This window comes from Cupriavidus sp. GW821-FHT07C08 (assembly GCF_059419025.1).
Genome location: NZ_JBWKQZ010000005.1, coordinates 209951 through 224116, shown reverse-complemented (window position 1 = coordinate 224116; position 14166 = coordinate 209951). Strand labels below are relative to the sequence as shown.

11 protein-coding genes are annotated in these 14166 nt (G+C 68.5%); 6 read left to right on the top strand and 5 right to left on the bottom strand.

The features are described from left to right. Positions 1–190: 190 nt before the first annotated feature. Both AC07UK_RS09345 and AC07UK_RS09340 read left to right on the top strand, forming a co-directional pair. Complete coding sequence (locus AC07UK_RS09345; protein ID WP_436224581.1) at positions 191–1747, top strand: methyl-accepting chemotaxis protein; 1557 nt, start codon at positions 191–193, stop codon at positions 1745–1747. 122 nt (positions 1748–1869) lie between these two features. After that, on the top strand, positions 1870–2121 hold the full coding sequence (locus tag AC07UK_RS09340; protein WP_013954022.1) for a GlsB/YeaQ/YmgE family stress response membrane protein: 252 nt from the start codon (positions 1870–1872) through the stop codon (positions 2119–2121). Here the strand turns inward: AC07UK_RS09340 and AC07UK_RS09335 are convergent. Both AC07UK_RS09335 and AC07UK_RS09330 read right to left on the bottom strand, forming a co-directional pair. Beyond that, positions 2094–5345, bottom strand: coding sequence for a transglycosylase domain-containing protein (locus AC07UK_RS09335; RefSeq protein ID WP_494685896.1), 3252 nt, complete (start codon positions 5343–5345; stop codon positions 2094–2096). The genes AC07UK_RS09340 and AC07UK_RS09335 overlap by 28 nt on opposite strands. Positions 5346–5569: 224 nt before the next feature. Next, positions 5570–6604 carry an aldo/keto reductase gene (locus tag AC07UK_RS09330; RefSeq protein ID WP_494685895.1) on the bottom strand — a complete coding sequence of 345 codons (1035 nt, stop codon included), beginning with the start codon at positions 6602–6604 and terminating at the stop codon, positions 5570–5572. A 301-nt stretch (positions 6605–6905) separates the two neighbouring features. On the opposite strand from AC07UK_RS09330, the gene AC07UK_RS09325 reads away from it, so the two are divergent. The 3 genes from AC07UK_RS09325 (at position 6906) to AC07UK_RS09315 (ending at position 10180) form a co-directional block, all read left to right on the top strand. Then, the gene (locus tag AC07UK_RS09325) at positions 6906–8135 is read left to right on the top strand and encodes an NAD(P)/FAD-dependent oxidoreductase (protein ID WP_494685894.1); all 1230 of its coding nucleotides are present in this window, start codon (positions 6906–6908) and stop codon (positions 8133–8135) included. Between the two features lie 70 nt (positions 8136–8205). Continuing rightward, the gene (gene fabG, locus AC07UK_RS09320) at positions 8206–8937 is read left to right on the top strand and encodes a 3-oxoacyl-ACP reductase FabG (protein WP_011617927.1); all 732 of its coding nucleotides are present in this window, start codon (positions 8206–8208) and stop codon (positions 8935–8937) included. Between the two features lie 25 nt (positions 8938–8962). Continuing rightward, positions 8963–10180 (top strand): cation:proton antiporter, encoded by a 1218-nt coding sequence (locus AC07UK_RS09315; protein WP_494685893.1) that lies wholly within the window; start codon positions 8963–8965, stop codon positions 10178–10180. A gap of 15 nt (positions 10181–10195) precedes the next feature. On the opposite strand, the gene AC07UK_RS09310 is transcribed toward AC07UK_RS09315, so the two are convergent. Then, positions 10196–11101 carry a LysR family transcriptional regulator gene (locus tag AC07UK_RS09310; protein WP_494685892.1) on the bottom strand — a complete coding sequence of 302 codons (906 nt, stop codon included), beginning with the start codon at positions 11099–11101 and terminating at the stop codon, positions 10196–10198. A 134-nt stretch (positions 11102–11235) separates the two neighbouring features. On the opposite strand from AC07UK_RS09310, the gene AC07UK_RS09305 reads away from it, so the two are divergent. Further along, complete coding sequence (locus tag AC07UK_RS09305) at positions 11236–12543, top strand: SGNH/GDSL hydrolase family protein (RefSeq protein WP_494685891.1); 1308 nt, start codon at positions 11236–11238, stop codon at positions 12541–12543. Here AC07UK_RS09305 and AC07UK_RS09300 read toward each other — a convergent pair. Continuing rightward, positions 12501–13154: a glutathione S-transferase family protein gene (locus AC07UK_RS09300; protein ID WP_436224573.1), complete on the bottom strand. Its 654-nt coding sequence runs from the start codon at positions 13152–13154 to the stop codon at positions 12501–12503. The two genes, AC07UK_RS09305 and AC07UK_RS09300, sit on opposite strands and share 43 nt — an antisense overlap. Before the next feature lie 40 nt (positions 13155–13194). Continuing rightward, a complete protein-coding gene (gene pip, locus AC07UK_RS09295) occupies positions 13195–14151 on the bottom strand; it encodes a prolyl aminopeptidase (protein WP_436224572.1) in 957 nt (318 codons plus the stop codon). Positions 14152–14166: the final 15 nt, after the last annotated feature.

The following is a 14166-nucleotide window of genomic DNA, read 5'->3' as shown; positions in this document are numbered from 1 at the left end:
TGCGAAGGCACGATGTAAGCCAATCACCACATCACCCGAAGGGGTGAAGTTACCCCAATCAAGTTAGCTGCCTCCTCCGCCGTTAAGCCGATGACCCGCACGCATGCGACAGGCGCCAGCGATGCATGGCGCCGCCGGCGTGCCGCCGATGAGAAACGCGCAGAGCGCGGAAAATGGAGGAGTGGAAGCAATGCTGCACAACCTGAGCCTGAAGAAGAAGCTGTTATTGCCGCTGGTGCTGAGTTGGGTCTGCCTGCTCGGCATCACGCTGTGGAACGCCTGGCAGATCCGCACTCTACGCATGGAAGAGCGGCGCCTGGACCTGGCCCACGTCACCGACACCGCGTTCTCGGTGGTGGCCGAGTACGAGGCGCTGGCCAAGGCCGGCAAGCTGACGCAGGACGAGGCCAGGAATCAGGCCATCGAGCGCGTGCGCGCGATGCGCTTCGGCAGCGATGGCTATTTCACGCTGATGCGCTCGGACACCGTGGTGCTGATGCACCCGTTCAAGCCGGAGATGAACGGCAAGGCCATGGAAGGCACCAAGGACCCCAACGGCGTCTACCTCTTCCGCGAAATCGCCGAAATCGGCAAAGGGCCTGGCAAGGGCTTTATCGAATACCTGTGGCCCAAGCCCGGCGCCGAGGCCCCGCAGCCCAAGCTGAGCTACGTGGCCAACTTCCGCCCGTGGGACTGGAACTTCATCGCGGGCCTGTACCTGGACGACATCGAGGCGGCGTTCCGCGCCGAGCTGATGAAGGCGTTCGGCATCCTGCTGGCGGTTGGCTTGCTGATGTCGCTGGTGATGGTGCGCGTGGCGGCCAGCCTGCAGCGCCAGCTGGGCGGCGAGCCCGCCATCACGGCGCACATCGCCGGGCGCATTGCCGAAGGCGACCTCGGCAGCCAGGTCGAGGTGCGCCCCGGCGACGAGCACAGCGTCCTCTATGCGATGCAGCGCATGCAGGCGCGCCTGACCGGCGCGATCGGCAGCATCCGCAGCTCGGCCGATTCGATCGCGGGCGCGGCCAAGCAGATCGCCGCGGGCAACGCCGACCTGTCGCGCCGCAGCGAAGAACAGGCCGCGTCGCTGCAGGAAACCGCCGCCAGCATGGAGCAGCTCACCAGCACCGTGCGCCAGAGCGCCGAGAACGCGCGCCAGGCCAGCCACCTGGCCGAAGGCGCGTCGGACATTGCGGTGCGCGGCGGCACCATCGTCAGCCAGGTGGTGGACACCATGGGCGAGATCAAGAACGCCTCGGGCAAGGTGGTTGACATCATCGGCGTGATCGAAGGCATTGCCTTCCAGACCAACATCCTCGCGCTCAATGCGGCCGTGGAAGCGGCGCGTGCCGGCGACCAGGGCCGCGGCTTCGCGGTGGTGGCCGGCGAGGTGCGCACGCTGGCGCAGCGCAGCGCCACCGCCGCCAAGGAGATCAAGGCGCTGATCGGCAACTCGGCGCAGCGCGTCGACGACGGCGCAGTGCTGGTGGAAAGCGCGGGCAAGGCGATGGACGAGATCGTCGGCGCGGTCAAGCGGGTGACCGACCTGATGGCCGAGATGCGCGCGGCCACCGAGGAGCAGACCGGCGGCATCGAGCAGGTCAACCAGGCGGTGTCGCAGATGGACCAGATGGCGCAGCAGAACGCCGCACTGGTGGAAGAAGCCGCGGCCGCCGCGGCCTCGCTGGAAGACCAGGCGGATGCGCTGCATCACGCAGTCGGCCAGTTCCGGCTGGCGCAGGCCTGACAGCAGCGCCGCCGCTTGTCACTTGAGCGTCATACGCACCCGAGTGCTGCGTGTATCATGAAGCGCAGCCGGCCGCCCCATGCGGCCGGCATGGACTCAGACCACTACCGGGAGAGCGCATCATGATGGCATTCATTGGCACCGTGTTCGTTGGCCTTATCGTCGGCCTGATCGCCAGGGCGGTCAAACCCGGCGACGACAAGATGGGCTGGATCATGACCATCGTCCTGGGCGTGCTGGGCTCACTGGCTGCCGGCTACGTCGGCCGCGCCCTGGGCTGGTACCAGCCGGGCCAGCCGGCCGGCTGGATCGCCTCGGTGATTGGCGCGATCGTGCTGCTGGTGATCTACGGCATGGTCCGGCGCAAGGGCTGACTGGCGCGGCGCACGCCGGCGGCGTCCTGCGCGTCGGCCAGCGCCGGCGTGTCCGGCGCGCGCACGGGGCCGGCAGGGTTGGCCGGCGCGGGCGACACCCTGGGCACGACCTGTGCCTGGGCCAGCGGCGCGCCTGGCACGGCCTCGGTCAGTGTCGGCGTGCGCGGGGCGCGCAGCCCCGGCGACGTATCGCGGCAACGCAGCAGTGCGCGGTCGCCGCCAGGCGCCATCGCCGAGATCTGCGGCGCGATCGCGCGCAGCACCCTGACCGCCAGCGCGCTGGTATAGCTGTAGCGCGCCGCGTAGGGTTCCCTGGCATTGACCACCACGGTGCCGAAGAAGCGGTCGCCGAGCGTAAACACAAAGGTCGCCGAGCGGTTGACCGAGCGCGATGAAATCAGCCGCCCGCCCGGCCCGTAGACCTGGAAGCGCTGATCGCCGGTGCCGGTCTTGCCCGCCACCGTCAGCGTAGCGCCATTGCGGCCCGGCATGGTGAAGGCACCCCGGATCGACCTGGCGGTGCCGCCTTCCACCACATCGATCATCGAGCGCCGCACCACCGCGGTCACTTCTTCCGGCAGCAGGCGCTTGCCCGGCGCCGGCTGCAGCACGTAGCGCGTGGCATAGGGCGTGCCATCGGCAAAGGCGAGGCTGTACACCGCGGCGTTCTGCGTGGCCATCCCGCCTGACATCAGGATGCCCGCCAGTTCCGCCAGCGCGGCGGGGCGGTCGCCCGAGGCGCCGATGGCGCTGGCATAGGACGGCGTCAGCGAATCGAACGGATAGCCCAGCCGCTGCCAGCGCCGGGCAATGTGCGCGAAGGCGTCCTGCTCCAGCAGCGTGCGGATGCGGTTGTCCTGGCCCGCCTTGCTGTGCGTCTTGAACAGCCACTTGTACACTTCCTGGCGCTCGGCGGTGCTGGCGCGCAGGATCTCCGACAGCGTGGCGTTGGGGTGCTGGTCCAGGTACTCCACCATCCACAGCTCCAGCGGGTGCACCCGCGACAGGTAGCCACGGTCGTTCAGGTTGAACTTGTCCTTGCCGTACTTGCGGTACAGCGCCGGCAGGTCTTCCTTGGCCAGCTGCTTGTCGCCCAGGCGCGCGCGCATGATGCGCACATAGCTTTCCTCATCCAGGGTCGGCCGCGCACTCAGCAACGTCACCGACATGCGCACCGCATTCAGGTGCGGTATGGTCATGCGCACGCGGCCCAGCAGCGTGTCCAGGCGCTGCGCCGAATCCTTGCCGCGGTAGCGCTGGTAGAAACCGGTCATGTAGGCGCTGCCTTCCTGGTCGGCGAAGCGTTCCAGGTACTCGCGCCGGCCGGGCGCGTTGCGGTCCTCGAACAGGTCGCCCATGTCAGGCTTGGCATGGAACATCTCGTAGCGCACGATGTCGCGCATCATGCGGATGAACACCAGGTTGACCGAGTGCTGGAAGCCCATGCGCACGGTCATGATGCGCTCACCCTCCCAGCGCTCGAAATTGGTGAAGCTCTGCAGGCCGCCGCCGGTGTAGAAGCCTTCGCCGGCACTGCCGGAGTACTTGCGCTCCATCGCCGCCTCCAGCATCGGCATCAGCTCGCGCTCGTCCGGCTTGCGCGCCTTCATCAGGTAGTCCACCGCCCAGCGGCTAAGCGCATCCTGGCGCGCCAGGCGCACGGCGGCCAGCTGGTCGCGGCTCATGCCGGCGTAGCGCGCGTTCAGTTCGCTGATGATCTCCAGGTAGGTCACCAGCGTGCGCAGCTTGGCCGTGGAGCCCAGGTTCAGGCGCGCGCCGCTGTTGATATCGAAGGGCTGGTCGATATTGTCGGCCTGCACGCGCACCACGCTGGCGTTGCCCACGCGCTCGTACAACGTGAAGCTGGTCATCAGCTTCGACGGGTCGTCGTTGTCGCGCAGCAGGTTGTGGCCGTACAGGCCCATGGCACGCGCATCAGCCTTGTTGTTCACGCGCTGCAGCGTCTCGGTGATGATGCGCTGCGCTTCGCGGTTGATGGTGCTGTCCACGGTCAGGTCGAGCCGGTCCATGTCGTAGCGGCCCTCCACCCCGGTCAGCCGGGTGATATCGGAGCGCACGCGGTTGACGGCCTTGCGCGTGACAAACGGCTCCTGCGGCGGGCGCTGCGGCGGCGTGGCCTTGTCCAGCGGCTGCGCCAGCGCCGCGTCGCGCAGCTCGGGCGTGATGATGTTGTTGGCCGCCAGCAGGCGCAGGTAGCTGCCGGTCAGCGCATCCAGGTTGGTATCGTCGCGGCGCAGGTGGTAGGACGGGCGGCGCTGCGAGATGATCAGCGACAGCGCGCGCTTGAAGGCCTGCGCCTGGCGCGGTTCAGGGGCGCGCACGTCCATGTCCTTGAGCAGCCGGTTGACCTCGCCGAAATCCTCGCCGTACCAGACCCACAGCGCATCGCCGATGCCGTTGATCTCGCCAAAGCCCTCGCGCGCCGACAGCGGCACGGTGTTCAGGTAGTCCACCACGATGCGCTCGCGTGCACGCTGGGTGTCGGGCCCGTCCAGGTAGGCGCGCAGCGACGCCGACGCCATCTGGCGGAATTTCTCCTGGATCGACGCGGTGCGGCCTTCGGGCGAGTGCCGGTATTTCTCGATCTGCGTGGCCAGCGTGCTGCCGCCGGGCGCGTCATGCGACTTGTCGGCCAGCCGGATCACCTGGTCGAGCACCGCGCGCGACAGCCGGCGCCAGTCCAGCGCCGGGTTCATATTGGGGTATTCCGGATTCAGCAGGCCCTGATTCTCGACATATAGCAAGGCGCTTATCAGCAGCGGCGGCACCGCGCCGAAGTCCGGGTACTGGCGCTGCGGATAACGCTCGAACGCCAGCGTCAGCCCGTTGCAGTCGCGCAGCAGCAGGCCCGCCTGGTTCTTCTCACGGTAGGGCGTGAACAGGCCTTCGTCGATCAGCCGCACCATGTCGGGCGACATGCGCGCCTGCTCGGCGGGCACGTAGCCGCGCTGCTCCAGCCGTTGCGCGAACAGCGGCATGCGGCCGTAGCCCATGCGGGCGTCGTAGGGGCCGGAATGCGGGAAACGGATGCTGTCGCTGGCACCCGGCTGGATCTCGAATGTCAGCCGCTGCCCCAGGCTGCCAATCAGCCGCGCCTGCAAGTGCGAGTTGCGCACTTCGCTTGCGACAAAGCTGTACACGACATAGGCGCCCCCACCAAGGGCGACCGCCAAGCCAGCGAAGATCCAGCCACGACGTGACACGTTTGGGCTTCCCTGTTGGGCCGATGCAGCGCGCAGGGGCTGTCATGCACCGGCTCGAAGCGCAATTTTCTCGCGACGCGCGCACGCCGCGCGCCGCCTGTCTTGATATTAGTAGGAGTAAAGGCAGCCTGCAGCAAGCGCGCGCACGCGTATCGTGCCGTTGCATACAGGCATCACTCCAGGCAGCGCCTGCGCCACATTGCGCCCCTTGTCCGAAACGGTCATCAGGCTGCCTGCGCGCGTGCCACGGGTCGTCCCCCGAACGGGTAACCCGGGTCGTTGTAGCCGTGCGTCGAGGCATGGCCCGGCGACACCAGCGCATCGACCATCGATTCTTCCTCGGGCGTGATGACGGCACGGGGCGCGCCCAGATAGTCCTCGAATTGCGCCAGCGTGCGCGGACCGGCAATGACCGACGAGATGATCGGGTTGGCCAGCACCCACGCCGTGGCGAACTGGCCCGGCGTCAGCCCGCGCCCTTCGGCATGGGCCTTGAGCTGCTGTGCAATCACCAGCGATTCTTCGCGGAACTCAGTTTCCATCATGCGGCGGTCGGCACGGCCGGCGCGCGTCCCCTCGCCCGGTGCCTGCCCGGGCGCGTACTTGCCGGTCAGCACGCCGCGCGCCACCGGGCTGTAGGGCACCACGCCCAGCCCGTAGTGCTCGCATGCCGGCAGGATCTCCACCTCCGGCATCCGGTTCAGCAGGTTGTAGTAGGGCTGGCACGCCACCGGACGCGGCACGCCCAGCTCGCCGCACAGGCGTGCGATTTCCGCAATGCGCCAGCCGCGGAAGTTCGACACCGCCCAGTAGCGGATCTTGCCGCTGCGCACCAGGTCGCCCATTGCCCGCACCGCCTCTTCCAGGTTCGTGCCGGGATAGTCGCGGTGCAGGTAGAGAATGTCGATGTAGTCCGTCGCCAGCCGGTGCAGGCTGTCCTCCACCGCGCGCAGGATCCAGGTCCGCGAATAGTGCCCGTGGTTGGGCGCCGCCTGCATCGCGTTGCCCAGCTTGGTGGCAAGCACCCAGTCGTGGCGGTTGGCGGTCAGCAGGCGCCCGACCATCTGCTCCGACGCGCCCTTGGTGTATACGTCGGCGGTGTCGATGAAGTTCACGCCGTGGTCGCGCGCGCTGGCGACGATGCGGGCGGCTTCGACCTCATCGGTCTGGTCGCCGAACATCATGGTGCCCAGGCAAAGTGCCGAAACGCGCAGGTTGCTGGCGCCGAGGCGGCGGTAGGGCATGGTTGTGGCAGGCATGGTGGCTCCTTCGGATGGGGTGGGATGGCGTCGGGGTGGTAGAAGCAAAGGGCACAGGCGGAAATGGAAGGCTGTGACCACGGTTCCACATTTTGCCGCGAGTTGGCGTAGCTTGCTGGCCCCCTGCCGCTTTCTGTGCGGCCCATCGATAATCCAGCCCGGGAGAATTGGTTTCAATATGTTGCAGGCCGGCCAACGGGAGCCAATTTGCAGTCATATTCTTGCGTTTGCCGCGTGGGGATGACGCTTTGCCCGACCCTCGCCGCCTTCCCCATGCACTTGAAGAGAAGAATCGAACCTTATGAAAACGGAAACCACGGATGTCGTCATCATCGGCGCAGGGCCCGCGGGCTCGGTCGCGGCCGGCTTGCTGCGCAAGCATGGGATTCCGGTGCTGGTGATCGAGAAGGAGACGTTCCCGCGCTTTTCCATCGGCGAAAGCCTGCTGCCGCAGAGCATGGCCTACATCGAAGAGGCAGGCATGCTGCGCGCGGTGGTGGAAGCGGGCTTCCAGTACAAGAACGGCGCCGCCTTCTCGCGCGGCGACCAGCAGACCGCCTTCGACTTCCGCGAGAAATTCTCGCCCGGCTGGGGCACCACCTACCAGGTACAGCGCGCACGCTTTGACAACGTGCTGATCCGCGAGGCGGCGCGCCAGGGCGCCGAGGTGCGCTTCTCGCACCTGGTCGAGGACGTCGACGTCAGCGGCACGCAGCCGGAGGTGACCGTGCGTGCGCCGGACGGCAGCCGGTACATGGTGCGTGCGAAGTTCCTGCTCGATGCCTCCGGCTTTGGCCGCATCTTGCCGCGCCTGCTGCAGCTGGAATCGCCGTCGGGCTTTCCGGTGCGCAGCGCGCTCTTCACACACGTCGAAGACCGCATCGCGCCGGGCGCCTTCGACCGCAACAAGATCCTGATCAGCGTGCATCCGCAACACCCGGACGTCTGGTACTGGACCATCCCGTTCTCGGACGGCCGCTGCTCGCAGGGCGTGGTTGCCGAGAAAGCATTCCTGGACCGCTATACCGGCACCGAGACCGAACGGCTGCGTGCGCTGGTGGCCGAGGAACCCGGCCTGGCAAAGCTGCTTGGCAATGCACAGTGGGACACCCCGGCGCGCCAGATCGCCGGCTATTCGGCCAATGTGAAGTCACTGTGGGGCAACGGCTATGCGCTGCTTGGCAATGCCGGGGAATTCCTGGACCCGGTGTTCTCGTCCGGCGTGACCATCGCCTTCAAGTCGGCCAGCCTGGCGGCGCAATGCCTGGTGCGCCAGCTTGCCGGCGACACCGTGGACTGGGACAAGGACTTCGCGCAGCCGCTCAAGGCCGGCGTGGACTGCTTCCGCGTCTTTGTCGAAGCCTGGTACGAAGGCCGCTTCCAGCAGTTGATTTTCCATCCCAATGCCAACTCCGAGATCCGCGACATGATCTCGTCGATCCTGGCCGGCTACGCGTGGGACCGCAGCAACCCCTTCGTGGCCGAGCCGCGCCGCCGGCTGGCGGTGCTGGAAGAATTCTGCCGCGTATGATGCGCCGCATCCGCGCGCGTTCCGCTTTCGCGCCTGCGCCCGCAGAGGACTTTTTTCAAGGACACCAGGTATGACTAATCCGACCGTGCTGGTAACGGGATCGTCGCGCGGCATCGGTCGCGCCATCGCCCTGCGGCTGGCCCGCGACGGCTACGACGTGGTGGTGCATTGCCGCTCGCGCCGCGACGAAGCCGACTCCGTCGCCGACGCGGTGCGCGCCTGCGGCCGCAAAGCCCGCGTGTTGTGCTTCGACGTGGCCCGGCGCGAGGAAGCCGCCGCCGCGCTGCTGGCCGATATCGCCGCGCATGACTGCTACTACGGCGTGGTGTGCAACGCCGGCCTGGCGCGCGACGCGGCCTTCCCGGCCATGAGCGGCGCCGAATGGGACGAGGTGGTGCATACCAACCTCGACGCCTTCTACAACGTGCTCAACCCCGTGGTGATGCCGATGGTGCAGCGGCGCCAGCCAGGGCGCATCGTCACGCTGTCGTCGGTCTCGGGCCTGGTGGGCAACCGCGGCCAGACCAACTACAGCGCGGCCAAGGCCGGCATCATCGGCGCCACCAAGGCGCTGGCGATCGAACTTGCCAAACGCGCCATCACGGTCAACTGCGTGGCGCCCGGACTGATCGACACCGACATGGTCGAGCAGCACGTGCGCGACGAGGCGCTGCGCATGATCCCGGCGCGGCGGCTCGGCACGCCCGACGAAGTGGCCGCGACCGTGGCCTTCCTGATGTCGCCCGACGCCGGCTATATCACGCGCCAGGTGATCTCGGTCAACGGCGGGATGTTCGGATGAAGCGCGTCGTCCCCAGCGTGGCCCGATGAACGGCGTCAGCATCTTCTTCCTGCAGGCGATGCTGGTGGTCGCGCTGCCCTACCTGCTGTGGCGCGGTGCCGGCCTGCGCTCGGTGTTTCCGCTGGTCGGCGTGCAGGTGCTGGCCGGCATCGTGCTGGGGCCGTCGGTGTTCGGGCAGCTGGCGCCACAGGGCTGGACCGCGCTGTTCGGGCCCGAGCGCCTGCCGATGCTGTCCGGCCTGCAGTGGCTGGCGGTGACGCTGTTCTGCTTCCTGACCGGCCTGCACCTGCGCGAAGACAGCGTGCCCGCGCACTGGCGCGCGACCTTGCAGATCTCGCTGGGCAGCATTGCGGCGCCGTTCGCGCTGGGCGCCGCTGCCGGCTGGTGGATGACCACGGCCGGCTGGCCGGTCGCCGGGGAACTGGCCAGCCCCTACTGGTTTGCCTGCGCCATGGGCATCTGCACCGCTGTCACGGCGCTGCCGGTGCTGGGTGCGCTGCTGCGCGAAATGCGCCTGACCGGCACCCGCCTGGGCCAGCTGGCCTTGCGCTGCGCGGCCGTCAACGATGCCTGGGTGTGGCTGTTCCTGACCCTGGTGCTGCTGCAGCATGGCGGCCACGACGGCGCCAGCGCCCTCACCGTGGCGGCCCGCGCCGGTGCCTACCTGGCGTTCATGTTCCTGGCGGTGCGCCCCGCCCTGGCATGGCTGCTGCGCCGCCGCGAGCCTGAGACCGAGCTGCTGCTGGCGATGGCGCTGTTCCTGGTGCTGGCGTCGGCATTCCTGGGCGAACTGGCCGGGCTGCACCATGTGATGGGCGGCTTCGTCGCCGGACTGGTATGGCCCGCACGTGAAGCACAGCGTGTGCGCCAGCAGCTCGAACCGGTCACGGTGGTGGTGCTGCTGCCCTTCTTCTTCCTCGCCGCCGGGCTGCGCACCGAGATCTCGCTGGAAAACCCGAGGACGCTGTGGATCGCGGCACTGTCGCTGGCCATCGCGATCGCCGGCAAGATGGCCGGCGTCGCGCTGCCCGCGCGCCGCGCCGGCATGTGCTGGCGCGAATCGCTGGCGCTGGGCACGCTGCTGCAGACCAAGGGCCTGGTCGAGGTGGTGGTGCTGACCGTGCTGCTGGACGCGCGCATCATCAGCACCGCGGCGTTTTCGGGGCTGTTGCTGATGGCACTGGCCAGCACGCTGCTGGCGCGGCCGTTGACGATGCTGGTGGCGCGGGGCCGGTTGCATTAAGCGCCATCCGGCCGCTCACACCGGGGTCAACCCCGGCAACGCCGCAATCGCCTGCGCCAGGTAGTCCAGCAACACCCGCACCCGCGCCGGCTGGTAGCGCCGCGACGGATAGACCAGGAAGGCTTCCTGCGCCAGACCGCTCCAACGTGGCAACACGCGCTGCAAGGCACCGCTGTCGAGCAGGTCCTGCACCAGCCATGCCGGCGTCATGCCAAAGCCGGCGCCGGCCAGGAAGCTCTCGCGCATCGCCAGCGAGTTGTTGACGCGGTAGCGGCAGGGCGCGCTGACCGGCGCCTGCCCGCCGGGCCCGTCGAGCACGATCTCGTCGCCGGCGGCCAGCCAGGCGAAGCGCAGGATCTGGTGCCACGCCAGGTCGGCCGGCTGCCGGATGCGAGGATGGCGTGCGAGGTAATCGGGCGAGGCCACCAGCAGCCGCGGCGACACCGCGATGCGGCGCGCAACCACGTTGGGCGGCAGCGAGGCGCCGAGGCGCACCGCGATGTCGACGCCCTCCTCCACCAGGTCGACAAAGCGGTCATCGAACAGCAGCTCCACCTCCACCTCCGGATAGCGCTGCTGGAACGCCAGCACCAGCGCATTGAGCCGCAGCACGCCGAAGCTGGCCGGCGCGCTGACGCGCACCCGCCCGGCCGGGTGCGCGGACATGCCACGCGCATCGCTGACCGCCTCGCCGTATTCATCCAGCACGCGGCGCGCACGGTCATAGAAGCGCCGCCCCGCCTCGGTCGGCGACAGGCTGGTGGTGCTGCGCTCCAGCAGCCGCACGCCCATGTCTTTCTCCAGCGCGGCCACGACCTTGCTGATGGTCGGCTGGGTCGACTGCTGCTCGCGCGCCACCGCCGACAGGCTGCCCAGCTCCACGGCGCGCACGAAGACCTGCATTGCTCTGATGGTGTCCATGCCGTTCCTTGTGCCCACCCATTCCATCATGGCATGAGCGATATGCCATTCTGCCCGCTACCTGTCATTTCAGGAATACCCTACCTTGGGCGTCATCCCGGCACCAACGCCGGTCCACGAGCCGAGGCAAACCCATGTTTCGCATTCCCCGCATCCTGCGCCGCCTGACTGCGCTGACGTTCTCCGCCACCCTCGCCAGCACCGCGGCGCTGGCCAGCCCCTTGCAGGACCCGGCCTGGCTGACCAGCTGGATGGCAAGCCAGCAGCCGGTGTGGCAGCCCGGCGCCCAGCCGCTGCCGACCGGCGTGCCCACGGTGCTGTCCGGCCAGACGCTGCGCCAGGTAGTGCGGCTCAGCGTGGGCGGCAAGCGCGTGCGCGTGGTGCTGTCCAACCCCTACGGTCGCCATCCGGTCGCGGTCGGCGCGGCGCAACTCGCGCGCCATGCCGGCGGCGGCAGTATCGATGCGGCGGGCAGTCGCGCGGTGACGTTCGGCGACAGTGCGTCAGTGATCATTCCGGCTGGCCAGTCCGTGGCAAGCGATCCGGTCGCCATCGACGCCCCGGCGCTGGGCGAACTGGCACTCAGCCTCTACCTGCCGCAAGCCACCGCGATCGAGTCGTTCCATTGGGATGGGCGCCAGACCGCGTGGCTCGCGGCCGGCAACGCGACCACGCAGGCCACGCTGCCTGCGCCGCAGTCGTTCAGCGCACGCATCCTGCTCAGCGAGGTGCAGGTCGATGCGCCCGGGCATGCCGCCGCCGTGGTGGCCATCGGCGATTCGATCACCGAAGGCAACGGCTCCACCCCCGACACCAACCGCCGCTGGCCGGACGTGCTGGCACAGCGTGCGGCCGGCAACGGCGTGGCTGTGCTCAATGCCGGCATCTCCGGCGGCCGGCTGCTGCGCGATGGCATGGGGGAGTCCGCGCTGGCGCGACTGGATCGCGACGTACTGAGCCAGCCGCATGTGCGCACCGTGATCGCGGCGATCGGCATCAACGATATCGCCTGGCCGGGCTCCACCTTTGCACCGGGCGATGCGGTGCCGCAGGCCGCCGAGCTGATCGAGGGTTACCGCCGCCTGATCGCGCGCGCCCAAGCGCGCGGCGTGCGCGTGATCGGCGCCACCATCACGCCGTTTGCGGGGGCGCTGCGCGATACGCCGATCCGCGGCTATGACAGCCCGGGCAAGGAAGCGGTGCGGCTGGCGGTCAACGACTGGATCCGCAACGGCGGCGCGTTCGATGCGGTGGCGGATTTCGACGCCGCGGTGCGCGATCCCGCGCGCCCGCAGGCGCTGCTGCCGGCGTTCGACAGCGGCGACCACCTGCATCCTGGTGACGCGGGCTATCGCGCCATGGCGGCGCAGATCGGGCTGACGCTGTCTGAGCTTGCCCGTCAGTCCCGCTCCGGCGCACCCGGTGGAAAGAGCGGGCGGTAAGGCCGCGCCTCGTCCACCGCGCGCGCGAACGATGGCCGCGCCAGCAGCCGGTTGCGGTAGGCGCGCACGTTGCCGCACGCATCGGGGATCGGATGCACCCAGTCCGCATAGAACAGCGACGGCGCGGCCGAGCAATCGGCCAGCGTAAAGGCGTCACCCGCGGCCCATTCCCGGCCGGCCAGCGTTGACTCAAGCCACGCGTAGGCCGAATCGAGCAACTTGCGTGCCTCGGCCACGCCATAGGCATCGCGGTGCTCCGCCGGGCGCAGGTAGTCGGCCACGATGCGCTGCATCGGCGTCATCACGTACTGGTCGAAGAAGCGGTCGAGCATGCGCACTTCCAGCGCCGCGTCGGGCGACTCTGGCAGCCAGCGCACGGGGCCGCGGTGATGCTGGTCCAGGTAGTCGATGATGATGCTCGATTCGAGCACCGTGCGGCTGCCGTCCACCAGCACCGGCATGCGCTTGAGCGGCCACAGTCTGGCGAGTTCGTCCATGTTCTGCGCGTGTTCTGGCGACAGCATCCGGAACTCGAAGGGAATGGCGTTCTCGTACAGCGCAACCAGGACCTTCTGGCAATAGGATGAAAACGGGTGGGCGTACAGCTCCATCGTGGTCTCCAGTGGTGATCTTCGGTGGTGGTCGGCGCGACTACCGCTGCGCCGCAAAGCGATCGGTCGCGGCAATCAGCTGGTCCATGATGCCCGGCTCGGTCCACGCATGGCCGGCGCCTTCGATCAGGTGAAAATCGGCATTGGGCCACGCCTGGTGCAGCGCATAGGCATAGCGCACCGGGCACGGCATGTCATAGCGGCCGTGCACGATCACGCCGGGGATGTCGGCCAGCTTGTGCGCGTCGCGCAGCAGCTGCCCGTCTTCCAGCCAGCAGCGGTGCGTGAAGTAGTGGTTCTCCAGCCGCGCGAACGCCAGCGCGAAGTGCCCGTCGTCATGCTTGGCGCTGTTGCCGGCGTCCGGCAGCAGCGTGATGGTCTCGCCTTCCCACACGCTCCATGCGCGCGCCGCTTCCACCTGCTTGTCCTGGTCGTCACCGGTCAGCAGCTTGCGGTACGCGGCCATCATGTTGCCGCGCTCGGCCTCGGGCACCGGCGCCTGGAAACGCGCCCACTTGTCGGGGAACATCTCGGACACGCCGTATTGGTAATACCAATCCAGCTCCGCCTGCGACACCGTGTAGATGCCACGCAGCACCAGCTCGCTGACGCGCTGCGGGTGCTTCTGCGCGTAGGCCAGCGCCAGCGTCGAGCCCCAAGAGCCGCCGAACACCAGCCAGCGCTCCACGCCGGCCAGCACGCGCAGGCGCTCGATATCGTCGACCAGGTGCCAGGTGGTGTTGGCCTCCAGCCCGGCATGCGGCGTCGAACGCCCGCAGCCGCGCTGGTCGAACAGCAGCACGTCATAGCGCGCCGGGTCGAACAGCCGCCGGTGGTCCGCGGAGATCCCGCCACCCGGCCCGCCATGCAGGAACACCGCCGGCTTGGTGCCGGGCGTGCCCACGCGCTCGTAGTAGATGACATGCCCGTCGCCGACATCCAGCGTGCCGGTTTGATAGGGCTCGATTTCGGGATAGAGGGTGCGCAAGGCGGGCATGGATATGGGGCTACG